Origin of the sequence: Winogradskyella eximia, from assembly GCF_003386165.1 — a bacterium.
In the GTDB taxonomy this organism is placed as follows: domain Bacteria; phylum Bacteroidota; class Bacteroidia; order Flavobacteriales; family Flavobacteriaceae; genus Winogradskyella; species Winogradskyella eximia.
The window spans coordinates 278,168-303,666 of sequence record NZ_QRDV01000004.1 but is presented as its reverse complement, the minus strand read 5'-3'; the positions used below and the strand labels follow the sequence as shown (position 1 = coordinate 303,666).

23 protein-coding genes are annotated in these 25,499 nt (G+C 32.8%); 7 read left to right on the top strand and 16 right to left on the bottom strand.

Annotation, left to right across the window (positions count from 1 at the left end; genetic code table 11):
* A complete protein-coding gene (locus DFQ10_RS11070; RefSeq protein ID WP_115817478.1) occupies window positions 1-570 on the bottom strand; it encodes a hypothetical protein in 570 nt (189 codons plus the stop codon).
* Complete coding sequence (locus DFQ10_RS11065) at window positions 554-1,111, bottom strand: RNA polymerase sigma factor (RefSeq protein WP_317124891.1); 558 nt, start codon at window positions 1,109-1,111, stop codon at window positions 554-556. The genes DFQ10_RS11070 and DFQ10_RS11065 overlap by 17 nt, the downstream gene beginning before the upstream one ends.
* A 203-nt stretch (window positions 1,112-1,314) precedes the next feature.
* Between DFQ10_RS11065 and DFQ10_RS11060 the strand changes: the two genes are divergently transcribed.
* From DFQ10_RS11060 to DFQ10_RS11045, 4 genes are all read left to right on the top strand, one after another.
* Window positions 1,315-1,881, top strand: a complete 567-nt coding sequence (locus DFQ10_RS11060; RefSeq protein ID WP_181897624.1) for a DUF2911 domain-containing protein — start codon at window positions 1,315-1,317, stop codon at window positions 1,879-1,881.
* A gap of 91 nt (window positions 1,882-1,972) precedes the next feature.
* On the top strand, window positions 1,973-2,698 hold the full coding sequence (locus tag DFQ10_RS11055) for a glycosyltransferase (RefSeq protein WP_115817476.1): 726 nt from the start codon (window positions 1,973-1,975) through the stop codon (window positions 2,696-2,698).
* 1 nt (window position 2,699) lies between these two features.
* A complete protein-coding gene (locus DFQ10_RS11050; RefSeq protein WP_115817475.1) occupies window positions 2,700-3,323 on the top strand; it encodes a lipid-A-disaccharide synthase N-terminal domain-containing protein in 624 nt (207 codons plus the stop codon).
* Window positions 3,316-4,923, top strand: coding sequence for an ArnT family glycosyltransferase (locus DFQ10_RS11045; protein WP_115817474.1), 1,608 nt, complete (start codon window positions 3,316-3,318; stop codon window positions 4,921-4,923). Before DFQ10_RS11050 ends, DFQ10_RS11045 begins: the two co-directional genes overlap by 8 nt.
* A 3-nt stretch (window positions 4,924-4,926) precedes the next feature.
* On the opposite strand, the gene DFQ10_RS11040 is transcribed toward DFQ10_RS11045, so the two are convergent.
* The 3 genes from DFQ10_RS11040 to DFQ10_RS11030 all read right to left on the bottom strand — a co-directional run bounded on the left by DFQ10_RS11040 (window position 4,927) and on the right by DFQ10_RS11030 (window position 7,218).
* Window positions 4,927-5,493: a phosphatase PAP2 family protein gene (locus tag DFQ10_RS11040; RefSeq protein WP_115817473.1), complete on the bottom strand. Its 567-nt coding sequence runs from the start codon at window positions 5,491-5,493 to the stop codon at window positions 4,927-4,929.
* Window positions 5,493-5,720 carry a hypothetical protein gene (locus DFQ10_RS11035; protein WP_115817472.1) on the bottom strand — a complete coding sequence of 76 codons (228 nt, stop codon included), beginning with the start codon at window positions 5,718-5,720 and terminating at the stop codon, window positions 5,493-5,495. The genes DFQ10_RS11040 and DFQ10_RS11035 overlap by 1 nt, the downstream gene beginning before the upstream one ends.
* A 118-nt stretch (window positions 5,721-5,838) precedes the next feature.
* Window positions 5,839-7,218, bottom strand: coding sequence for an MATE family efflux transporter (locus DFQ10_RS11030; protein WP_115817471.1), 1,380 nt, complete (start codon window positions 7,216-7,218; stop codon window positions 5,839-5,841).
* Window positions 7,219-7,531: 313 nt separating this feature from the next.
* Here DFQ10_RS11030 and DFQ10_RS11025 point away from each other — a divergent pair, with 313 nt between their 5' ends.
* Both DFQ10_RS11025 and DFQ10_RS11020 read left to right on the top strand, forming a co-directional pair.
* Complete coding sequence (locus DFQ10_RS11025; protein WP_245940692.1) at window positions 7,532-8,575, top strand: hypothetical protein; 1,044 nt, start codon at window positions 7,532-7,534, stop codon at window positions 8,573-8,575.
* 60 nt (window positions 8,576-8,635) lie between these two features.
* The gene (locus DFQ10_RS11020; RefSeq protein ID WP_115817469.1) at window positions 8,636-11,644 is read left to right on the top strand and encodes an FG-GAP-like repeat-containing protein; all 3,009 of its coding nucleotides are present in this window, start codon (window positions 8,636-8,638) and stop codon (window positions 11,642-11,644) included.
* 536 nt (window positions 11,645-12,180) lie between these two features.
* On the opposite strand, the gene DFQ10_RS18790 is transcribed toward DFQ10_RS11020, so the two are convergent.
* From DFQ10_RS18790 to DFQ10_RS10985, 7 genes are all read right to left on the bottom strand, one after another.
* Window positions 12,181-12,276: a hypothetical protein gene (locus tag DFQ10_RS18790; RefSeq protein WP_394347247.1), complete on the bottom strand. Its 96-nt coding sequence runs from the start codon at window positions 12,274-12,276 to the stop codon at window positions 12,181-12,183.
* Between the two features lie 115 nt (window positions 12,277-12,391).
* Window positions 12,392-12,904 carry a DUF3124 domain-containing protein gene (locus DFQ10_RS11010; protein WP_245940690.1) on the bottom strand — a complete coding sequence of 171 codons (513 nt, stop codon included), beginning with the start codon at window positions 12,902-12,904 and terminating at the stop codon, window positions 12,392-12,394.
* A 108-nt stretch (window positions 12,905-13,012) separates the two neighbouring features.
* Window positions 13,013-14,485, bottom strand: a complete 1,473-nt coding sequence (locus DFQ10_RS11005; protein ID WP_115817467.1) for a potassium/proton antiporter — start codon at window positions 14,483-14,485, stop codon at window positions 13,013-13,015.
* Window positions 14,486-14,601: 116 nt separating this feature from the next.
* Window positions 14,602-15,543, bottom strand: a complete 942-nt coding sequence (locus DFQ10_RS11000) for an NAD(P)H-dependent flavin oxidoreductase (protein WP_115817466.1) — start codon at window positions 15,541-15,543, stop codon at window positions 14,602-14,604.
* Window positions 15,544-15,869: 326 nt separating this feature from the next.
* Window positions 15,870-17,492 (bottom strand): S8 family serine peptidase, encoded by a 1,623-nt coding sequence (locus tag DFQ10_RS10995; protein ID WP_115817465.1) that lies wholly within the window; start codon window positions 17,490-17,492, stop codon window positions 15,870-15,872.
* Window positions 17,493-17,598: 106 nt separating this feature from the next.
* Window positions 17,599-18,786 (bottom strand): tRNA 2-thiouridine(34) synthase MnmA, encoded by a 1,188-nt coding sequence (gene mnmA / locus DFQ10_RS10990; RefSeq protein ID WP_115817464.1) that lies wholly within the window; start codon window positions 18,784-18,786, stop codon window positions 17,599-17,601.
* Between the two features lie 269 nt (window positions 18,787-19,055).
* Complete coding sequence (locus tag DFQ10_RS10985) at window positions 19,056-19,766, bottom strand: toxin-antitoxin system YwqK family antitoxin (protein WP_115817463.1); 711 nt, start codon at window positions 19,764-19,766, stop codon at window positions 19,056-19,058.
* A 63-nt stretch (window positions 19,767-19,829) separates the two neighbouring features.
* Between DFQ10_RS10985 and DFQ10_RS10980 the strand changes: the two genes are divergently transcribed.
* A complete protein-coding gene (locus tag DFQ10_RS10980; RefSeq protein ID WP_115817462.1) occupies window positions 19,830-20,837 on the top strand; it encodes a fasciclin domain-containing protein in 1,008 nt (335 codons plus the stop codon).
* A gap of 85 nt (window positions 20,838-20,922) precedes the next feature.
* On the opposite strand, the gene DFQ10_RS18755 is transcribed toward DFQ10_RS10980, so the two are convergent.
* From DFQ10_RS18755 to DFQ10_RS10965, 4 genes are all read right to left on the bottom strand, one after another.
* Complete coding sequence (locus DFQ10_RS18755) at window positions 20,923-21,051, bottom strand: hypothetical protein (RefSeq protein WP_262510804.1); 129 nt, start codon at window positions 21,049-21,051, stop codon at window positions 20,923-20,925.
* 9 nt (window positions 21,052-21,060) lie between these two features.
* Window positions 21,061-21,336, bottom strand: a complete 276-nt coding sequence (locus DFQ10_RS10975; protein WP_220352462.1) for a GNAT family N-acetyltransferase — start codon at window positions 21,334-21,336, stop codon at window positions 21,061-21,063.
* 69 nt (window positions 21,337-21,405) lie between these two features.
* A complete protein-coding gene (gene yidC, locus DFQ10_RS10970) occupies window positions 21,406-23,307 on the bottom strand; it encodes a membrane protein insertase YidC (RefSeq protein WP_115817461.1) in 1,902 nt (633 codons plus the stop codon).
* A 122-nt stretch (window positions 23,308-23,429) separates the two neighbouring features.
* Window positions 23,430-25,046 carry a CTP synthase gene (locus DFQ10_RS10965; RefSeq protein ID WP_115817460.1) on the bottom strand — a complete coding sequence of 539 codons (1,617 nt, stop codon included), beginning with the start codon at window positions 25,044-25,046 and terminating at the stop codon, window positions 23,430-23,432.
* Window positions 25,047-25,499 lie beyond the last annotated feature (453 nt).

Genomic DNA, 25,499 nt, shown 5'->3' with positions numbered 1-25,499 from the left:
CTAAATACGATCTTGTGTAAAAGCCTCGTCATTATATTCGTGTAACTTGGTTTTGAGACGCATTACTAGATTAAGTCTAAATTTTAAATTGTCAATTAATGCATCTAAAGTGGCTTCATTTGGCCCATTATTATTTAACTCAATGGTTAACGATTTATACTCATCGTTTAACTCCTTAAGTCTTTCTACGTAACCATCAAATAGTTCTTTATTTTCAGGTGTTAATTGTACTTTAGATAATTCTAAATTTATACTTGCTAAATAATAGTCTTCCACTTTTTTTAAATCGGGAGAAACATCACCTAACGTTTTAATTTCAGTATTAACCACGTCATTAGGTGTTACAGAATTCACTGGCATTTTAAAAAACTGATACCCTCCATAACTTAAACCTAATAACACAATGATACTTGCAGCCACATTAAAAAAACCGAATTTAAAAGCCGACTGCTGTTGTTGTGGCAGCTCTTTTTCTAGCTTTTCTAAAAAACGAGCTTCATGGCCTTTAGACATTTTAACCGTTTCGTCTTTAGGCTCATTTTCAAATAAATCTCTAATATCTTGTGCCATTTCTTTCTGATTTTAATGCTAATTGTAATTTTTGTTTTCCTCTAGATAATTGTGTTCTAGATGCAACTTCAGAAATATTTAAAATCTCTGATATTTCTTGATGATCGTAGCCTTCCATTAAATAAAGCATAACCACATATTTGTATTTTTCAGGTAATGCTTCAATCGCTAATTTTACGGTTTCAAGCGAAATATGATCTTCAACCGTCCATTCATTCTCATGGTTTTCTTCAAAGACATTAATATGATAATCCTCTAATTCTACCAAACGTTGCCGTTTAGATTTTAAAACATCAATGCAACGATTAATAACAATCCGTTTTAACCAAGCTCCAAAACTCACTTCCGCTTTATATTGTTCTAATTTTGAAAACGCTTTTATAAATGCCTCTTGCACAATGTCTTCAGCCTCCATGGTGTCATTTACAAATCTTAGTGCTACGAGCAACATGCCATTACAGTATTGATTATACAGTTGCAATTGCGCCTGCCTATCATTCTGTTTGCATTTTTCAACAATATGAATTTGAAACGTGCTGATTTTAGTTTGGTTTTTTTGATTGGTTATACATTAAAGACGATGCAAAAATTGGAGTGTTGCAAAAAAGTATTATTTTTTTTTAAAAAATTATAAGATTTATTTAAAATTCAACGTTAACACTCTATAAATTTAAGGATTTGAATTATCTTTAAATCTTGAATGCCTAAGTTTGGCACAACTCTAATATATTAAGATTAACAACTATGCTAAAACGCCTCCTGATCGTCTTGTCTATTGTGGCACTGGGCTTACTTTTATATTCAGTATTTGTAGAAAATATTTTCTCACAACGCTTAAGTCCGAAGGATTCTGTTGAAACCACATTAAATCATCTCAAATTAAAAGTGGAATACAATAGGCCTTCTAAACGCGATCGTGATATTTTTGGTGCACTTGTACCTTTTGATAAAGTATGGAGAACTGGCGCAAATGAAGCGACCACTTTTGAGACCAACTATGATCTTTTAATTGATGGCATAAAATTGAAAAAAGGAAAATATACCATTTGGACCGTACCCATGAAAGATAATTGGAAAGTAATGTTTAATTCCAAACAATATGATTGGGGAGTTAATGAAAAAATGGAACCCATGTGGGATCCTAATTACGATGCGGTAGAGCTCGTTGTACCAACTCAAAAATTAGATGAAACTGTTGAGCAGTTTACAATTGCTTTTGATAATAAAACAGGAAACTTAAAGCTTACTATGGCTTGGGATAATACATTTATTGAAGTGCCTATAAAAGAATACTCAACAGCAAAACCTTAATGGTTTAGAGTTTCTATTGTAAACTAGAAAATTCATTAATCTGTTAAATTCAGAAAAATAACACTTTTGAGACCTGTAAGACAAAAAACTAATGACGTATAAGTTTACGATAATAGTTCCGGTTTATAATGAGGAAGATAATTTAGAACGTGTAGAAACAGAGCTTTTAAAATATCTTAATATTGCAACGGTTACAACTTCTGTACTCTTTGTAAATGATGGTTCTAGTGATAATAGTCAAGCATTAATTGAATCTATTTGTAAACGCAATGACGCATTTGAATACATCCTTTTTAAAAATAATAAAGGTTTAAGTGCTGCCATAAAAGCGGGATTTGATCACGTAGATTCGGAATTAGTAGGTTATATTGATTCTGATTTGCAAACTACTCCAGAAGATTTTAATATTCTTTTAGAACATATTGACTCATATGAATTAGTGACAGGAGTACGCTCTAACCGAAAAGATTCGTTTGTAAAAAACATGTCGTCTAAAATTGCCAATGGTATAAGACGTGCTTTTACACATGATGGTATGGACGATACTGGCTGTCCGCTCAAAGTTATAAGAACAGACTACGCTAAACGCATTCCTATGTTTAGAGGCTTACATCGCTTTTTACCTGCTATGATTATGCTACAAAATGGACGTGTGACACAAATTACTGTGCAACATTTTCCTAGAGTGGCTGGTACTGCAAAATTTGGAGTGTGGAATAGATTGCTAGGTCCTTTGATGGATTGTTTTGCCTATTTATGGATGAAGAAAAAGTATATTAATTACGAGGTCGAAAAATCGAGTAAACAAAACCTCTAATTTGAAAGACTGGATTATTTACAGCATCGGATTTTTAGCTCAGATATTATTTTCTTCTCGGCTTATCATTCAATGGCTAGCTTCAGAAAAACAACGTAAAGTTATTACTCCAAAAACCTTTTGGACGCTTAGCTTAATCGCTTCTTTTTTATTATTTATTTATGGCTATTTACGCTTAGACTTCGCTATAATGCTAGGTCAGAGTTTAACCTATTTCATCTACATCCGAAATTTACAATTACAAGGTCAGTGGCAAAAATTCCCAAAAATTGTCCAATATTTATTATTTGTTGTACCCATTCTTATTGTGGTATTTTATTACAACAACAATAAAATAGATGTGGAACTACTATTTCAAAATGCAGATATTCCAACATGGTTATTGGTATTAGGGATTGTGGCACAAGTTATTTTCACCTTACGTTTTGTATACCAATGGGTTCATGCAGAACGCAATAAAGCATCTACTTTACCTATGGGATTTTGGGTTTTAAGTTTAATAGGAGCCAGTTTAATATTAACTTATGCTATTATTAGAAAAGACCCTGTGCTATTTTTAGGTCACTTATTCGGAATGGTGATTTATGCTCGTAATGCTTATTTAATTAGACATACTAATGATTAAAATCATTGAAAAACATCCTAAACTAAGTCTTTTACTTTTTGTAATTGTAATGCTTGGTTTTACCATTGATGCTATTCCTGTAACTATAATGGAAGCTCGAAATTTTATTTCTGCAAGAGAAATGCTTACTGATAACAATTGGATTTTAACAACCATGAATGGCGAAGCGCGTTATGAAAAACCACCATTACCAACTTGGATAACTGCTGGTTTTGGATACGTATTTGGCATAACCTCTGTTTTAGCTTTGCGTTGGCCAGCACTTCTATTTGTAGCTCTTATTGGCATTTTAGTTTATGTATTATCTAAAAAATTAGAGTTAAAAAAATCGCACAGCCTAATTAATGGTTTTATTGCCCTAACGTCTTTTTATATAATAGGTATTACAATTGAAGCTCCTTGGGATATTTATACGCACGGCTTTATGCTTATGGCTATCTATCAACTTTTTATGATGTTTAAAACCGAAAAAACAACATTGATAAGAAGTTTACTCTTTGTACTATGTTTGGCAGGTTCAGTACTATCAAAAGGTCCAGTGTCTCTTTATGTATTATTCTTACCCTTTGTTATTGCTTATGGTATCGCTTTTAAATTTAAAGGAGGAATACTTTATTTTTTAAAAATATTTAGTCTTTTGGTTTTCGGAATTGTATTAGGAGCCTGGTGGTATCTGCATGTTAGAGTTGCAGACCCTGAAACCTTTACAGCCATTGCAGAACGTGAAACCTCAAATTGGCATAGTTATCATGTACGTCCTTTTTATTATTATTGGAGCTTCTTTGTGCAAAGTGGATTATGGACAATTCCTGCTTTTATCAGTTTAATATACCCTTATCTTAAAACTAGAGTTTCAAACTTAAAAGCTTATAGATTTACTTTCTTTTGGACCATTATAGCTGTGATTCTATTATCAGTTATTCCTGAAAAGAAATCGCGCTATTTGATGCCTGTTCTTATTCCATTAGCATTTAATACTGGATTTTATATTGAATATTTAATTCGTGAATTCAAGAATTTAAAAGATAGAAAAGAAACGATTCCTGTGTATTTTCAATTTGGATTAATAAGCTGTATTGCTATCTTATTTTGGATTTCAGGATTTTATTTAGGACCATTATCAGGTATATATTTAGCAAGATTTATAGTTTTAAGTATTGTTTTAGCTGTTTTAGGATTTTTCATTTTTAAACATCTCAAAGCGAAAAACATAAAATCTACATTTTACCTTGTCATTGTATTTATGCTTAGTATTGGTTTATTAGGCTTACCCTTAGCAAAAATGCAACCACAAGAAAATTATAAACCACTTTCTGAATTGACATCAGATAACATAACGCTTTATACGCTAGATGGTGTTTCACCTGAGGCCATCTATAATTATGGAAACAAAATTCCAAGAATTAAAACTAAAGAAGGCATTATATTACCTAAAGAAAAACAATTTAGACTACTAACATCAACTTCACAACCTGAAGCTATTGACGAACTCGCCAAACTCTATACGATTGAGTTTTCTGCTACTTACGATTTAAATTTTTCTGATAATGATTATAAATCGCGATTGGTGAATAAGCTTTATATATTGACTAGAAAATAAAAATTACGATATATATCTTTTATGAAGATAGAGGTATAGTTTAAAAAACCCATAGCCAGATAACATTCCAAATGTAGCACCACATAGGATATCTAAAGGATAATGAACACCTACATAAATACGACTATAAGCCACTATTGAACTCCAAACAAGCAATATAAATATTAAGTTTTTATAATATGGTTTTAGAAGTAAACCCGCAAAAATGGCCACAGCCATTGAGTTAGAAGCATGACCCGAGAAAAAACCATACCTACCACAACGTGGCGCTATAAAGCGGGTAAAATCCATTACACCCTCTGCTCTACAAGGCCTTGGTCTTTGAACACCATACTTAAAAAGGTTGGTGATTTGGTCGGTAAACGTAATCATTGCTGCTGTTACAAAAACCATCAATAATAAGCCTTTCCAACCCAATTTTTTATAAATTAAGAAGAACAATACAAGATATAAAGGTATTGAAGACAACTTATTGGTAATTATCAACCATAAATTATCCCAATTTTCAGAACCAAGATTATTAAGGTATAAAAAAAGCTCTTGATCGTATTGTATTAATTGGTCTAGCATTAATCGTCGTATCTAGCAATTTCTCTATCGTAGAAATCAGTTGCTTGTTGAATATAGTTTTCAGTTTCCGACTCTAATTCTTTCTCATCGTGCTGATCAAATTCTTCAAACCATTCTACTTCATCATTTTCAAGGTTAATAATAAAACGAGGAAATTCTGTATGAATAATAAATATAGCGTCTGGATAATCTGTATTGTCGCCTAGTATAAATTTTGGTAATTCCATTATTTTTTAAATTTGAATTTTGAAAATCCTGAGCTTTTCAATATTAAGTTGCAAATATATAGATTTTGAATGAGCTCTAACTCTAATATTACACTATCGAAAAAAAGAGATTTTATAATTAATTAGATGATTTAGCGATTAGTTTCTTAGTCAAAAGATTAAACCTTATAAATAACAAAATTGCTGCGACACTTAAACCTGCAATAAGTCCAATCCAAATCCCAAAACTTCCGTAAACCTCTGCTTTTCCTAGATAATAACTAATAGGAAAACCAACAACCCAATACGAAACAAATGTAATTACTGTTGGTATTTTTACATCTTGAAGTCCACGTAATGCACCAAGAGCAATCACTTGTAAGCTATCACTAATTTGAAAAACAGCTGCTGCTAATAATAAAGTTGCTGCAATTTGTACTACTTCTGCTGTATCTATTGCATTTTCAGGATCATTTAAATCCACATACATGTTTGGTAAAAACTGATGGAATACCACAAAGAATAAGGCAAAAATTACAGCAAAAATAAATCCGACCATAAATATAGATTCTGCAATACGTTTTAAGGCTTTAAAATCATTTAATCCTTTTTGATTACCAACTCTTACCATAGCTGCCACACTTAAACCTGTGGCCACCATAAACGTCATAGATGATAAATTTAATGCAATCTGGTTAGCGGCTTGTGCATTAGCTCCTAAAGTACCACTCAACCAAATGGCCGCAGTAAAAATACCCACTTCAAAAAACATTTGCATAGCACTTGGCAAACCTAAATTACTTAGCTTTCTTAGTGGATGCTTTTTTAACTGAAAGATTTTAATATTGGTTACGTAAGCTTTTGACTTTTCGCGTTTAGCCAATAACCACCACAAATAAGCGACCATTACAAAACGAGAAACTAAAGTTCCTACAGCAGCACCAACAATTCCCATTTCAGGAAAACCAAATTTCCCAAAAATCAACACATAGTTAATCGCTACATTAAGTAAATTGGCTACAATAGTAGCGTACATAGGGTATTTAGTTAAAGACAACCCGTCACTAAATTGTTTAAATGCTTGAAAAACGATTAAAGGCACTAAGGAAAAAGCCACTAAATCTAAATACGGAATCGCTAAATCTACCACTTCTTTTGGCTGATCCATAATATACATTAAGGGTTTTGCGAAAAGCAGAATCCCAAATAGAATTAGACCTAAAACCGTACAAAGAAAAAGCCCATGTTTAAAAACCGACTTTCCTTTTTCAAAATTATTCTCTGTATCTGCTTCAGCCACTAAAGGTGTTATGGCTGTAGAAAAACCAATCCCAATAGACATAGCAATAAAAATAAAGCTATTGCCTAAAGACACAGCTGCCAATTCTGCCGCTCCCAACTGACCGACCATTACGTTATCTACAAAACTCACAAAGGTATGACCAAGCATGCCCAACATCACTGGTGATGCGAGTTTAAGATTATATTTAAATTCTTTAGTGTAATTACTTAAAACCATAGCGCAAAAGTAGCGGTTTTGGTTTGAGTATTTTTAATAAATCCTCATGAAATCTTCACTCGTTACTAACGGTTGGTAACTCCTTAATTTATTCTTTTGACTTATAAACGCCACTTCATGAAAAAAATATTTAAACCATCTAGAAATAAAACGAACCAATAGGTAGGGATAAAGCAAACAAAATTGTTTTATATATAATAACAACACACTAAGAATCAATATTAATAATAACTATTTTTTATATTAGTGCTTAAAACAAAAAATCACTATCAAAAAACTACATATATTTACTAGTCTAGCTCTAATTTCTATAGTGCTACTTTCTTGCACAAATGATAACGATTCTCGCAGTGACGATGACTACGATTCTGTTTCAACTGTTGTATTAGATTTGGACGCTTTTCCTTTCAATACACTCTCAGAATATAATTTTTTTGAAGGAGAAATGAAAGCGCAAGATCCCGTATTTGGAGTCATTCCATATGAACCAATTTCTACTCTGTTCACCGATTATGCCAAAAAGAAACGCTTTATTTGGATGCCAAGTGATGTAAGAGCGAATTATGTCGCAGATAATATACATATTGATTTTCCTGTTGGAACAATTCTTATCAAATCATTCTATTACAATAATGTGCAACCTGACAACACTACACGTATTGTAGAAACGCGTTTAATGTTAAAAAAGGAAAATGATTGGCATTTTGCAGATTATATCTGGAATGATGATCAAACAGAAGCAACCTTTAGTCTTGAAGGTTCATTTACTGATATAGATTTTATAGAAAATGGTGTTGCTAAAAGTATTAATTATCGAATACCTTCAGGTTTAGAATGCATTACTTGCCATAAGAGTGGATCTAATTCTGTTCCTATTGGTGTTAAACCACAAAATTTAAATAGCTTATATTTATATGCTGATGGTACTCAAAATCAATTAGACAAATTAATTACAGAAGGCTATTTAGAAGATAATTTGCCTGAAGAAATACATACTGTTGTAAATTGGAGCGATGAAACACAACTAATAGATTTACGAGTACGCTCCTATGTTGATATCAATTGTGCACATTGTCATTCAGACTTATCATATTGCGATTACAGGCCAATGCGTTTTGCTTTTAGTGATACTGCTAACGAAATTAATTTAGGTCTATGCGTAGAACCGAATACCGCAATTCCTGGAATGACCAATATTGTAACACCATCTATAAAAGAACGTTCTATAATGTATTTTAGATTAAATACAGCAGCACAAGAATACAGAATGCCTTTATTAGGCAGGACTATTATCCACGAAGAAGCCGTTACACTTATAGGTGAATGGATTGATGGATTAACAACCGAATGCGATTAACAATAACCAATATTATGTAGCGAAGCCTTTCGATTTCATAGTGTAAAAAAAACTAACTCAATGAAAAAAATTACACTTTTACTAGTCTTACTTGTATCCTGTTATTTTACGGGTGCACAAACTACAGTAGATTGTTCTGTAGGTGCCGTAAATACAACCTATTGTTATTCTAATTACGATACTACAAGTTTCGTTTTTGTGAGTTCAGATGGATCAGATTTATTGGTGACATTCAATGCTGGACGAGTAGAAAATGCTTATGACGAATTAATTGTGTTAAATACAGACGGAACCGAATTATATAACGGTTATGGAAATAACGGAGATCTAACTGGTCTTACTTTTCAGTCTACTGGAGATACGATTACGGTTTCAATAGATTCTGATTTTACAATTAACTGTACTGATAATAATTATGTACAGTGGGATTTCGATGTCAACTGTGCAACATGCTCAAACGCTTCAGCAACTTACACAATTATAGATGATTGTGCCACAAGTGGTGGATTTTTAGTAGATGTCAATGTTTCTGACCTTGGAACTGCGACTTCTTTAACAATTTCTGATAATCAATCAAGTCCTACACAAGCATTAAATACCGCAGGTATAGTTCAATTCGGACCCTATGCAAACGCTACGGATATTGTTTTCAATATTCAAAATGATCAAGATGTTAATTGCTCTCTAAATAGTAGCTCAATAACACAAAGTAATTGTCCTCCTCCAGGACCAGTTGGTGTTACTTGTGCTTCAGGAACTTCAAGTTTTATTTTTACAGAAGAGTTTAATCTCGGTTCTGGTTGGACAGGAGATTTAAACAATGGAAACGGAAGTTGGGAAATTCCTAACGGATCAACATCTGCTAATACTGGTCCAAACAATGCATTTAGTGGTTCAAACTTTATGAATTATGAAGCATCTGGAAATGCAACAGATACAGCATCTGCAATAAGTCCTGCAATAGATTTAACAACAGCAACAGATGGCGCAGAACTATCTTTCTATATGCATGCTTATGGAGAGGATATGGGAACTTTAAATATAAACATTGGAACATCGATAAGTGGTGCTTTTACAAACATTTTTACGCATTCTGGAGAATTACAGACAAGTGAAAATGAAGCTTGGGTTGCTGTTGGCGTTAATTTAGATGCTTATGTTGGACAAGTAATTTATTTAGAATTTAGTCATACAGGAACAGGTACAGGTATTGCAGGAGATATGTCTATTGACTATGTGCGAGTAGAAACTTGTGGATCTTTTTGTATTGCACCATCAAGTATTTTAGCTACTGATATTACACAAACTTTAGCAACTATTTCTTGGACAGCAAACAACGGAGAAAGTGATTGGGAATATATTGTACAACTAGCTGGAACAGGAATCCCAACAGGAACAGGAACTACTGTTAGTACAACTAATGTGAACTTAACAACCTTAGAACCTGGAAGAGTATATGAAGTATATGTTCGCTCAATTTGTGGACAAGATACTAGTCTTTGGGGTGGACCTTTAACATTCTCGACATTAGTACCACCTGCTCCTGCAACATTTACATCATCTTATGTTGGCGTAACAGGTACACAAAGAGCTACGGTAGATATGAATGGTGATTTTTTAGACGATGTTGTTTCTATTAGTGCTAGCAATGTAAATATCTTCTATCAGCAAACAAGTGGTGGATTAAGTGGTACAGCAACGAACATAACGACATCTAATGCGCAGAACACACCCTCTTGGAGTTTGGCTGCTGCCGATTTTGATAGAAATGGATTTACAGATTTATTATACGGAGGAGGGAATGGTGTTACTTTTATGAAAGCCAATGCCACAGGAACAGGATTTGATCAAACCTCTGGAGGAGAATACGTATTCTCTCAACGTTCTAACTTTGCTGACATTAATAACGATGGTCATCTCGATGCTTTTGTATGTCATGATGTTGATGCCAACGTTTATTATATGAATGATGGTAGTGGAAATTTAACATATGGACAAGGTGGATTAGGTCTTGTAAGAGGAAATTATGGATCAGTTTGGATTGATTATGATAATGATCGCGATATCGACATGTTTATTGCAAAATGTGGTGGTGGACCAATCAATCAACTATTTACAAATAATGGTGACGGAACTTATACAGATACTGCACCTGCTCAAGGGCTAGATGACGGCATGCAAACTTGGTCTTCAGCTTGGGGAGATTATGACAATGATGGTGACATGGATCTATATATTGGTGCTAGTTCTGGTGTTTCTAAAATATTAAGAAATGATGGTGCTGGTGTATTTGTTGACGTAACTAGTGCATCAGGCGTTTTAGATTTAACATCTACAGGAATTGAAAACTGTACCCACGATTTTGACAACGATGGAAATTTAGATATTGTTTCTCACGGAAATATTCTATTTGGAAATGGAGATATGACATTTGCACTCTATGAAAATATTTTACCAGGAAACAATGGTTCTTTTGGAGATATAAATAACGACGGGTTTATTGATGCTATTTCTGGCAATGAATTATTTACAAATGATACTAACAGTAATAACTGGGTTAAAATTACCACAACTGGAGTGGCCAGTAATATTAACGGTATTGGTGCAAGAGTAGAAGTTCATACTGCTTCTGGTATTCAAATTCGAGATGTACGTAGTGGTGAAGGATTCCGATTTATGAGTTCTTTAAATACTCACTTTGGAATCGGAACAGATGATGCAATCACTAATATTGTTATTTATTGGCCATCTGGCTCTATTGATAATGTAACAAATCCTGCAATTAATACACATCATGTAATTGTTGAAGGACAAACATTAAGTGTTAACGATGAAACGTTAAAAAGCATTTCTATTCATCCTAATCCAGTTGATAATATTATAAACATTAATAGCCCTATCAACTTAATTGGAAAAATTGCTACAGTTTTCAATATAGAAGGAAAACGTATAATGAACTTAAAATTAGAACAACATTCTATTGATGTTTCAAACTTAAGTACAGGCAATTATATTTTGCGTTTAGAGTCTGACGGAAAAGTGTTTACTCAGAAGTTTATCAAACAATAAAAACAGAAAGATATATTATCTAAAACGTCAATACTACTTTTGTATTGACGTTTTTTGGTTATTTAAAATTGTGAAACAAAAAATGACATATCTGAGAAGTGACCGTAATCAAAAACTTATGATGTACTCCAAAATTTAACGCAGCTTTCTTAGCCACGTTGTTTCCAAAAAAAAAAAAGCACCACCAAAACCTACATTTACACTAAAATTATTATACCATTTTCATAAACTCGAATGTATATAAACGTTTAGTAGGAATATTATCAAAATCTAAAAAATAATATTTATGCTATAAAATTTGCTATGATTAAATTATTTCGCAAAATAATCTGAAATTCTGGATAAGATATTTTGAACTCCGTATGCTGCTAATAAAATTAAACTTGTTATGCTAATAACTACCAAAACTAAAAACGTTGTAAATAGTTGCTGATTAATACTATAAATATGATTATCTATTTGTAATACCGCAGTCATAATTGCTCCTAGTGATGCAATGGAAGGAATTGCCACAGGAAAAAATAATTACATGTTTATTATCTGAAATATGACACTTCCATGCCTTCTAAAATGAGTTGACCAATAACAATAAAGAAAAGTAAAATTAAGAAAGAAACACCAGATGCTCTCAATGCTATTTTCTTTTTAAACTTTGCATCAAACTCTTTTGTTCTTCTAAGAAAACAGGTACAGTACCAATAGGATCAATTACTGCAAAAAAAAGATACTGGTTAAAATTTCTGCCATTTAGCGAATTCGTTTTGCTTGTGTTATAAAGGATAATCCTTGCTGTCCTGCAGTAGAAGTCATAACACCTTCAAAAATTGGTTCTGAGCAATTCTTTGGCGTTTTCCAATGAAAAATAAAATTAGAACCTGTACCACCAGTAATATCTGCTTCATTAATAACAATATCTAAAGTCTCCATAGGTGCTAAAAAAACAGGGTTTTTAATGTAGGATTTTAATAATGTCCCATGAGTATCGTAATAATCCACATTATATAAATATATACTATCAGTTACACTCGTATTTCTCAAACTTACCATAGCCGTAAGATTGTAAGTTTTATGCTGAGAATAACTATAAATTTGAGAATAAACCGATAAATAAGATGTTCCAATTTCTAAGGAATCTGCATTATGAATAGTGGCTTGTCTGGCTTTCCAATTAATTTTCTCAAACTCTTCATCACCTATATGATTTTCGCAAGAGTAAAAACCATAAAGCACTAGAAACAAAACTATTATTTTTTTCATCATGTGATTGTTTATTTATGATTCGATACAAAAATAGTAGATTGGAGTTAGTTTATAGAATATAATTAAAAGATAAATTCAACAAACGTAAACTACAAGTTATATTTTAAATTAAGCTATTGTCGTATTCGATAAAATTTCATTTACCTCGCCTAAACTATCTTCATTATCTAAAAGCAGTACTAATGTATCATCAACTTCAATAATGGTAGAGCCACCTGGACGCACAAACTTACCATTACGCTTAATCATTACAATAAATGCTGATTTAGGAAAATGTAAATCTATAATTCGTTTATCAACCGCAAAGCTACGAGCTGGTATTGTAATTTCTTCCATTGCCGATTTTGGTAAATTAAGAATATATCTATCATTTTCAGTAATGGGTTTTACTTCTTCTGGTAAAGCGACATTTAACCATTTTGCGAAAATCGATAAGGTTGTTCCTTGAATTAAAACAGAAGTCACAGAAATAAAAAATACAATATTAAAAATCATATTCGCTTTTTCAATACCTGCTAACAATGGATACGTAGCAAATACAATTGGAACAGCTCCACGCAACCCAACCCAAGAAATATAGAATCGTCTTCTAAGTTTCATTTTAAAAAACATTAAACTTATAAAAACACTTAAAGGTCTTGCAACAACAATTAGGAATATTGAAATGAGCAATCCAATACCCATATATGGAATAATTTGAGATGGAAATACTAGTAAGCCTAACGTAAGGAATAGTACAATCTGCATTAACCAAGCGATACCATCAAACATTTTTAAAATTGTAGACTTATGTATTAAATCTTGATTCCCTAAATAAACCGAACATATGTAAATGGCAAGAAACCCATTTCCTCCAACAAAATCTGTGGCCGAAAACGTAATAAACATTAATGCAATAACTAAAACGGGATAAAGCCCCTCGAAACCGAGTTTTATTTTATTGATAATTATTTTACTCAATTTTCCAAATGCGAAACCAGCAATACCACCAACAATCATTTGTTGAAAAAACAAAGGAATAATTGACCAAACACTCAAGTCTTGGTTAATAACTAAAGTCAAAAAGGCTAAGGTTAACACATAAGCCATGGGATCGTTACTTCCACTCTCTAGCTCTAATGTTGGCCTTAAATTGTTCTTTAAAGCTAAATTTTTTGAACGTAAAATAGAAAAGACAGCAGCTGCATCTGTTGAAGACACAATTGAACCTAACAACATGCTTTCATAAATAGTGAAATCTGTAACAAACCAAACAAATGTACCTAAAGAAACAGCTGTTAGTAAAACACCTAATGTTGAAAGCATGAGACCTTCTCTAAGAATAGGTTTTACAGCTTTAAAGCTTGTATCTAAACCTCCTGAAAACAAAATAAAGTTAAGAGAAACGATACCAATAAACTGTGCTAACTTAGGATCGTCAAAACGGATACCTCCAATACCATCGGAACCTGCTAACATTCCTATAGCTAAAAAGAGCAATAAAGTTGGAACCCCAAATCTATAAGACGTCTTACCAACTATGATACTTATAAAAAGTAATAGAGAGCCTACTAGTAATATATTTTCAATGGTTAAATTCATTCTTTCGTAGCCTTAAATCAGTCTACGCAAATTTACCTTTTTTATCAAAAAAATATAGAAAAATAAGAACTTTAAAAGGATGGCATAAGTGTTAATTATTAGCTTCTAAAAACACATCATAATACACTAACATGCTGCTTAGCTTCTTCAAATTCCGCGACCATATCTTCTACAATCTTCGAAACTGGTTTCACATCGTGTATTAAACCTGCTATTTGCCCAATCTCTAATTCTCCATCTTCTAAGTCGCCCTCAAACATACCTCGTTTGGCTCTAGCTCTTCCTAATAATTCTTTAAGTTGTTCTGGTGTTGGACTTGTTTTATAGAGTTCTTGTAATTCGTTGTAGAATTTGTTTTTCACCAATCTCACAGGTGCTAATTCTTTTAAGGTTAATTGCGTATCTCCTTCTTTAGCATCAACAACCACTTGCTTAAAAGCTTGGTGCGCTGAAGATTCTTCACTGGCTACAAATCGGCTACCAACCTGTACACCATCTGCTCCCAAAATCATACAAGCTAACATAGCTTTACCTGTGGCAATACCTCCTGCTGCTATTAACGGAATTTGAAGTTGTTCTTTTACCATAGGTATTAAGGTTAATGTAGTCGTTTCATCTCTTCCGTTATGTCCTCCTGCCTCAAAACCTTCTGCTACAATAGCATCAACACCTGCATCTTGTGCTTTTAATGCGAATTTCACACTACTCACTACATGTACTACTATAATCCCTTTCTCTTGCAACCATTTGGTCCATGTCTTAGGATTTCCGGCAGAAGTAAAAACTACTTTCACACCTTCCTCAACAATAATATCCATTATTTCTTGAACATTTGGATATAGCATTGGCACGTTGACACCAAAAGGTTGATCTGTTGCTGATTTACATTTTTGAATATGCTCTCGCAATACATCAGGATACATTGATCCTGCTCCAATTAAGCCTAAGATACCTGAGTTACTTGCTGCCGAAGCTAGTTTCCAGCCGCTATTCCAAATCATTCCTGCTTGGATAATTGGATATTTTATATTGAAAAGTGATGTGATTCTATTTGCCATGTTTCGAAATTATATCTGTTCTAATAGAGTATAAATTTCGGCAATTCAAGTGAATTTCACGATTGAAAATGAGGATAATTTTAGTCCACTCTGTTCTCGATACAATTTCTCATGCTTCGAAATCACTCGAACTGACATTACATTTATAAACGAATTATACATTAAGTTATTAAATAAGAACACAGATTATTCTCTGAAACGCGTCAATTCGAGTGAATTACACGAATGAAATGAAAGTAATTTGTATCGAGAATAAGCGTTTCAATTCTAAATGGTTCTCGATATGATTTCTTGTGACTCAAAATCACTTGAACTGAGGTTTATTCTTAATTAGAACTTTTAATGAACTTATAAGTTTTTGAATTATTTGTAGTAGATAATTTAATGATATAAATGCCTGAAGCTAAATTTGAAACATTAATATAGTTTGAAGCTTCGGTTACCAATTGATGCATCACTTCTTGTCCTAATTGATTATAAATAGAGACTTTTAATTCATTTTCTGTAGAAGGTATTTCAATATTAAGCTTTGTCGCTACTGGATTTGGATAAAAACTAAAAGCCTCAATTTCCATTTCATCTAAAGACAGTGCATTGCTTCTCGCTAAATCCAAGTCTGGAATGCCATAGCCTAAAAAATCATCTGGTGTTGTATATTGCGAAGCTGATTGTCTAACAAAATCCATGATTTCAGTTGGTAAAGCATCTGGTAATGCTTGCCATAAAGACGCAATACCACCACACATAATTGGTCCACTAAACGATGTGCCATTATTCTGCACAATTCCACCGAATTCATCTATAACATAAGCCGCTCCTCCTCTAGCAACTACATCTGGTTTTTGATAACCAACTTGGGCAGCACTGCCTTGCGAACTAAATGTCACATAATTGCCATCTGCATTTACAGCTCCAATACTTAATACATTTGGTGAATCTGCAGGTGCACCAACGGTTTGCCAACTCGTTGCTCCAGAATTCCCTGCACTAACAACTACTAAAATACCTTTCTCGGCTGCTATGGAAGCACCTTTAGTGATATAGGTGACTTGTCCGTTCATATCTGCAGGTGTATAGTCGTAAGTAGGATTATCAAATGTTTGGTAGCCTAAAGACGTATTAATCAAATCTACACCTAAACTATCTGCACGTTCAGCAGCTTCTACCCAATAACTTTCTTCTACCGGATTTTCACTGCCAGAATCTTCCGTTCTAAACAAATAATAAGAAGCATCTGGCGCTGTACCCACATATTGATCTTGCACAAATGCGGCCATAGTACTCAACACTTTTGTACCATGATTATTACCAGTAAATGCATACACATCTGGGTTTCTATCTACAAAATCATAACCATTCAATAAATCACTATTATCTCTTAAACGTTGAAACGCAGACATCGTATTTACGTTTGGAAAACCAGCATCCATAACAGCAATGGTAATACCTTCGCCTGTAAAATCTGCTATATGCAAATTGTCTGCATTAATCATTTCTACCTGGTTTTGTGTATCTCCATAAGTAAATGCGATAGTTTCATTTTCAACTTCCCATTTATTCAAATTGGAAGCGCTTCTTGATGCTGTATTTAAACTTTGATTGGCAAAATCAATACTGTCAACATAATTTAGATTCGATAAAGCATTAATATCTTCTTCTGTTCCTCTCACATGAATAGCGTTAAACCACTTAGACTTTGCCATTACTGTAATCCCAGTTTGAAGTTTTAAATCTGAAATATAAGTTTCATTAACAGGCACATCACGTTCGTCAATAGCAACATTATGATTTTGCTTTCTATCAATGGCTTTTTGAGAAAGAATACTAATAGGATTAGCAATTGAAGCGGCAACGTTAGATTTGTCCGTGAGATAAACCCATGCATCTTCTTGAGCAAAACCTTTTCCAATTACAAGAAATAAGAGTAATAATGTAAAAATGCTTTTCATGGATTTGATTATTTGGGTTTAAAGTTTTAGTCAGTAAAAGAAACTAAACCTTTCAAGTTTTAAAATATTGAAATAAAATTAACTCAATTAAAACGTCAATTGCAAGTTAAGAAATTACTCCTGAACCTAATAACTCATCTTCTATATACCAAGCTACAAACTGACCTTCAGTAATTGCAGATTGTTTATGCTTAAACTCAACATATAAACCAGACGCTACTTTATGTAAAGTTGCTTTTTCTAAATTTTGTCTATATCTAATTCTTGCCATTACAGACATGGTTTCTCCTTCGTTTATTGCTAAATCTTGGCGAACCCAATGCAATTCTTCGTTAGTCACAAACAAGACATTTCTGTACAAACCAGGATGTTCTTTACCTTGACCTGTATATATAATATTGTCTTTTACATCTGTATCTATAACAAACAAAGGTTCTACTGTTCCTCCAACACCTAAACCTTTTCTTTGACCTTTGGTAAAATAGTGTGCACCTTGATGTTTACCAACTACTTTTCCATCTGTTAAATGATATGTTGGTTTTTTAGACAAAAATTCTAATTCATTCTCTTTGGAATCGAATTGAGGCAATTGGTTATTGTAAATTTCAAACTCAGAATCAACTTCAACAATATCACCTTCTTTTGGTTTTAATTGTTGTTGTAAAAATTCTGGCAATCTTACTTTACCAATAAAACACAAACCTTGAGAATCCTTCTTTTCGGCCGTAATTAAATCTTGCGCTTTAGCGATTTCTCTAACCTCTGGTTTTTGTAATTCGCCAATAGGAAATAATGCTTTTGCTAATTGCTGTTGAGACAATTGACAAAGAAAATAAGATTGGTCTTTATTATCGTCAGCACCAGCTAACAACTGATGGATTTCTTTTCCATCTTTTTCAATAGTTCCCTTTCTGCAATAATGACCAGTTGCTACGTAATCTGCACCTAATTCTAAAGCGATGTCCATAAAGACATCAAACTTTATTTCGCGATTACAAAGTACATCAGGATTTGGTGTCCGTCCTTTTTCGTATTCATTAAACATATAATCTACAATACGCTCTTTGTATTGCACGCTTAAATCTACCGTTTGAAAAGGAATACCCAATTTATCTGCAACCAACATGGCATCATTGCTATCCTCTAACCAAGGACATTCATCTGAAATGGTCACGGAATCATCGTGCCAATTTTTCATAAACAGACCAATAACCTCATAGCCTTGCTCTTTTAAAAGATAAGCTGCAACACTAGAATCTACTCCTCCTGAAAGTCCTACAATGACTCTTTTCATATTAATTAATCTCTTATTATCTGAAAGTCAGTTCGCGTGATTCTGATTTCTTTATCAGAACTGTATCGAGAACCTTCATAACTTTAATTGCTTGTCGATACAAAATTCAAAAAAATGAATTTCACTCGAAGTGACGAATTTGTTCAAACCCAATCACACCTCTATTAGTTTCATAATTAGTTCGAAAAACTTCGGCAAAATTACAAAATAAAAAAGGCAATCCTATTAAGATTGCCATTCTGAAATTCTATTACCAGCATAGTTTTATGCTATTCTTTCTTATATAGGACTTCTTGTGTAGTATGATCTATTTTTTTTGTGAGTTCGCCTCCTTTATAATATTTCCAAATGCCTTTTTTCTGACTTTTAATATAATTACCCTCAGAAGTAATATGGCCTTCAGCATCATAATGAATGGTAATACCGTCTAAATCGTCGTTTTTATAATTGGCATGTCTTAACAATACGTCTTCCTCTGAATACCACTTTGATTCGCCATGAAGCATGCCATTTTTATAGTTAGCACTCTCAGCTACCTTTCCATTCTTAAAATACACAAAACGTTCTCCTTCTAATAAGCCTTCATCATTATAATGTTCAACAATCATTTTATCTGAAGAATTTTTATGATAAAAAACCCATTCTCCAATAAAACGTTTGCCATTCATTCGTCCTTTACTAATTACTTTTTTAGTCGAAGCCAAAAAGGTAACATCTGCAATACTATCGTTCTTATTGAAGACTTTTACTGCGCTCAGCACGCTTTTACCTGAAGATAAGGTGTAATATTTAAATGAATCGACCTCTTTACCATGAACAAAGTTTCCTTCGTAACGTTTTTGGTCAGTCTTATGGTAGTTTTTAGTCCATATACCGTGACGTTTGCCGTCTTTATCAAATTGATTAACAGATTTTTGAGCATAACCAGTTGTTAAAAATACTGTTAAAATAAAAAGGATATAATTATTTTGTTTAATCATATTGTATTTTTGTTAAACAAACCAGTAAGGTTTGAATGTTGAACAATTTAAAAACTCAAAACAATGAAAATTATTTCACAAAACTTCAAATTACTTGTAGTATTTCTAATGGTTATAGGTTTTACTTCTTGTAGTGATGATGACGACAATGGAACAACAGTACCAACAACGGTTGTTGACGTTGCTCTAGCAAACAATTTAACTTCTTTAGCCGCAGCATTACAAGCAACTGATTTAGTAACTACGTTACAAGGTAGCGGACCTTTTACTGTATTTGCACCGTCAAATGAAGCATTTGCAGATTTATTAGCAGCCACTGGATTAGATTTAGACAATTTATCTACAGAAGAAGAGGCATTAGTAAGAAACATTTTATTAAATCATGTGATTATAGGTGAAACTGTTAATTCTACGGCTTTAGTAAATGCTGGTTCTGGCTACACTAACACAGGTGCAACAGGACCAAATGGAGAAAATTTGAGCTTATACTTTAATACAACAAGTGGTGTAGTTTTAAACGGTGTCTCTACAGTTGACAATGCAGATAACATGGCTTCAAATGGTATAGTCCATATTGTTGATGAAGTGATTGGGTTACCAACTATTGCAACATTTGCAACCTCAAATCCGGCATTATCAAATTTAGTTGCAGCATTGCAATTGGCTGATTCAGGTACACCTACAGTGAATTGGATAAATACAGTTTCAGGTACAGAGAATCAAACCTTAGCACCTTTTACAGTGTTTGCACCAACAAATACAGCTTTCGAAAATCTATTGTTAGAGCTAGATGACACAGGTAATACAGCTTTAGCAGATTTAGATCCAGCTTTAGTAAACTCAGTGTTAACTTATCATGTTGTAGCATCGAGTAATGTTCAATCATCAGGTTTAGGTGCGCTTAATGGAGTTATACCAACTTTAGGTGGAGACTTAACTCTTAATGGTACTACTATTACTGATGATAACAGTAGAGATAGTGAAATTTTGGCATCAGCAGGTTTAGTAGATATCCAAGCTATTAATGGTGTTGTACATGCTATTGATACAGTAATTTTACCAGAACTATAAAAATAAAAAGAGGTTGATTACCTTATTTTAAGTTGATTGATAGTTAGTATGTAAAAGCTCAAACCTAAGGTTTGGGCTTTTATTATTATAAGACTTTAGAGAAGTAAATACGTTTATGATGTTTTGGAAACCCTTTTAATTCACCAATAACTTCGTAATTATGTTTTAAATAAAAGCCTTCTGCTTGAAAATCGAAAGTATCTACCATGGCCATTGAAGCTCCTCATATTTTTGCTTCATGCTCTAAATGACTTAATAAAGCGGAACCAAACCCTTGTTGTCTGTAGTTTTCTTCCACCCAAAGAATTTTAATCTCTAATCCATTCCAATAGTTTATTCCTGCCAATACACCTCCAACAACTACATCGTTATTATTCTTTATATTAAATTCTAAAGGAGTCCAAATAGAAGATAATGCTGAAACCTTCTCTAAATTATAGGCATTAAGACCATCTACAATAGCCTTAATATCTTCTTTATTACAAATATCAATTTTCATGACTTAAAATTAGGACATAAAAAAGCCTCAACATAAATGTTAAGGCTAAATTATATAGATTATATAAAATTATTTCTTTTTACCTTTTTGCTGGGCTTGCTTTTGTGCCTCTGCTTGCTCCATCATTTCAGCCATTTTCTTTTGAAACTTGTTTTGTTTCTTAGGCTTAGTTTTACTCACTTCTATCTTAGCAAGTACTTTATCTTCATCGATAATGTAGTTTTTAATCACTAACATAATACCAATACTAATTAGGTTGGAAATGAAGTAATATAAACTTAATCCAGAAGCATAGTTATTAAAGAATACTAACATTAATAATGGTGAGAAGTAAATCATATACTTCATCATTTTTCCCATATCAGGCATACCTTCTTGTGGAGGTCCTTGCATTGCTGTTTGCTGACCAGTAGTCATTTTCATATAAAAGAAAATAGCGATAGCTGCCAAAATTGGAAATAAACTAACATGACTGCCATAAAAAGGAATATTAAATGGTAATTCTAATATAGAATCATAAGAACTTAAATCCTTTGCCCACAAAAATGGTTTCTGTCTTAAATCGAAAGCCGATGGGAAAAATTGAAACAAGGCATAAAATACAGGAATTTGCATTAAACCAGGTAAACAGCCACTTAATGGACTTGCTCCGGCTCTACTCTGTATAGCCATAGTTTCTTGTTGCGCTTTTAACTTGTTGTCTTTATATTTTTCTCTAACAGCATCTAATTCTGGCTTTAATATTTTCATTTTTGCCTGAGACAAAAATTGTTTGTATTGCACAAATGATAATACTATTTTAGTTAAAATAGTCATGACTACAATAGCAATACCATAAGGTAGAAAACTACCTAAGAATGAAAATAATGGCATAAAAATGTAACGGTTTATCCAACCAAAAATGCCCCAACCAAATGGTACAATTTCATCTAAATTTCTACCGTAATCATTTAATATCTTAAAATCACTTGGTCCAAAATAAAAATCCATTGGCTGGTTAATTTCACCACCTTGATAAGCCAAAGGTATTTTAGAAGAAAATTGTTTAGTAAAAACGGTATCAATAGTTTCGTCTTCAACTAAATTTTTAACATCTATGCTAGCCGTTTTAAAAACGTTGTCTGTTAATAAAACGGATGTAAAGAAATGTTGCTTGTAACCAATCCAGGTAACATCTTCTAAATTTTCATCAGCATCTCTAGCTCCTGTATAATCTGGTTTTCCGTTTTCGTGTTCGTAGTGAATATCTGTATATCTATTCTCATAGCTAATACTCTTAGCATGACGATATCCTTTTAAATCCCAGTTTAGAACTAAAGGTTGTGACGAGTTAAACACACCACTTAGACCTTGAGACTTAACTGAAAAATCAATCATATAGTCGTGAGGCTTTAATTCGTAACGGTATTCTAAAAATGCAGTTTCAGAAACTTTAAGTTTCATAGAGACTACTGTATTATCTCCGCTTTTAGATACACTAGGTTGAAATGGTAAATCTTTTGTATTAAACGTACGATTATCTGATGTGCCAAAAGTGATATTAAAAGCACTGTTACCATCTTTAATCAAATAAATAGGAAGCGAATCATAATCTACAAAATTCCTCAACTTTACTTCAGATAAATAACCACCTTTTCTATTAAACTTAAGTTCAAAAACATCTGTATTAACAGTTGTAATAGCTTCTCCTGGTACGGTTAACGCATAAGACAATGCTCCTAATTTACCTTTTGCAACTTCGAGTTGTGTAGAATCTAAAACTTGTGAACTAGCATAATCTTGTGAAGTTGTAATTAAAGTATCATCTTTCTGGATGTCTTTCTTCTCTGCTTCTACTTTTTCTTCAGCGGCTTTTTTCTGTGCTTCAAGTTCCTCTGGTGTTGGCTGATTTTGGTACATCATAAATACCAAAATTCCGAATATGAGGACAAAACCTATTATAGATTTAATGTCGAATTTCTTTTCTTCCATGTTTGTTTTTCAGTTTTAGACCTGTCAGGTTTTTAAAATCTAACAGGTCTTGTATGGTAACACTTGCATAACTCAAATAGTTATCCAAAATTCTATTTACGCCAAAGTGGCATAGTTTTATATTATTTTTTCTTTTTAAATTTTAATGCTGCAGCTACAAATGCCACAAATAATGGATGTGGTTTTTTTACTGTACTCTTATATTCAGGATGATATTGCACACCAACAAACCAGTTATTCTCTGGTATCTCAACAATTTCTACTAAACCTGTTTCTGGATTAAAACCTGTTGGCTTTAAACCTGCATTTTCAAATTGTGCTTTATAATCGCTATTAAATTCAAAACGATGTCTGTGACGTTCAGTGATTAATTCAGATTTATAAACCTTATAGGCTATACTATCTTTATCAATTTTACAGTCCCAAGTTCCTAAACGCATGGTTCCGCCTTTATTAACGACATCTTTTTGAGATTCCATTAAATTGATTACAGGATTTGATGTGTTCTCATCCATTTCTACAGAATTTGCATCTTTAAGATTTAAGACGTTTCTCGCATATTCTATAACTGCCATTTGCATTCCTAAACAAATTCCTAAGAATGGAATGTTATTCTCTCTTACAAAACGTACTGCTTCAATTTTACCTTCTATACCTCGCTCACCAAATCCTGGTGCTACTAAAACACCATCTAAATGACCGAGTTTAAATTCTATGTTACTCTCAGATAAATATTCAGAATGAATTGGCTCTACAATCACCTTAACTTCATTTTCTGCACCTGCATGAATAAATGCTTCGAGAATAGACTTATAAGAATCCTGAAGCTCTACATATTTACCTATTAAACCAATTGTAACTTCGCTTTTAGGATTTTTATGTCGTTTTAAAAATTCGTTCCAACGTTTTAAATCTGGCACATCACTTTTAAGTTGCAACTGATTTAAAACCACTTTATCCAAACCTTCTTCTAACATTAAGTTTGGTACATCATAAATGGTTGAGGCATCAATAGATTCTATAACGGCTTCCTTTCTTACATTACAAAAACGTGCTAACTTCGTTTTTATGCCTTCGTTAAGTTTGTGCTCTGTTCTACAAACTAATATATCAGCTTGTACTCCACTCTCCATCAATGTTTTTACACTGTGTTGGGTTGGTTTGGTTTTTAATTCGCCTGCAGCAGATAAATAAGGCACTAATGTTAAATGAATAACACAGGTATTGTGTTCTCCTAAATCCCATTCTAACTGTCTAACAGCTTCAATATATGGTAAAGACTCAATATCACCAACGGTTCCTCCAATCTCAGTAATTACAATATCGTAATCACCAGAGTTACCTAGAATTTGAATTCTTCGTTTAATCTCATCTGTAATATGCGGAATAACTTGTACTGTTTTTCCTAGAAATTCACCTCGTCTTTCTTTATCTATAACACTTTGGTAAATTCTACCAGTTGTAACGTTATTAGCCTGAGAAGTTGGCACGTTTAAAAAACGTTCGTAATGTCCTAAATCCAAATCGGTTTCAGCACCATCATCAGTAACATAACATTCGCCATGTTCGTATGGATTTAAAGTTCCTGGATCGATATTAATATATGGATCTAATTTCTGAATGGTAATTCTGTAACCTTGTGCTTGTAGAAGTTTAGCTAGAGATGCAGCTATAATGCCTTTTCCAAGAGAAGAAGACACGCCTCCTGTTACAAAAATATATTTAGGGTTTGTGGTCATGATACGTTGTTAAACGCAGGCAAAATTACGAAATTTAATGACTTATTCCCTATTTGTTTATGGTTTGTTAATATGTTCTTTTTTTATCGCATTAGTATACTGAAAATAGAGCTTTTATGGTGCTTTGTTTTATAACTTCATAGACATTTTAAATGCAACCAAGTTATAATTCACCCGTAAACGATGAACTTACTCAGCTTATAAAGGGTAATGGTATTACTACATGGGCTTATTTAACTCACTTTGTAACACACTTACCTTATAAAAAAAACTCCAACCAACCATATAAATCTTTAGTCTTCATTGAGCAAAAAAGGCACTTGCAGTTTTAAACATCCATTTTAAAAACATTAAGAATGATATTTATTACCAAGAAAGAAATTAGACCATATCTGGTTATTGAATTAAAGGGAAATCACAAAAGGATTATTTTAAACCTAGACTAAAAACGAT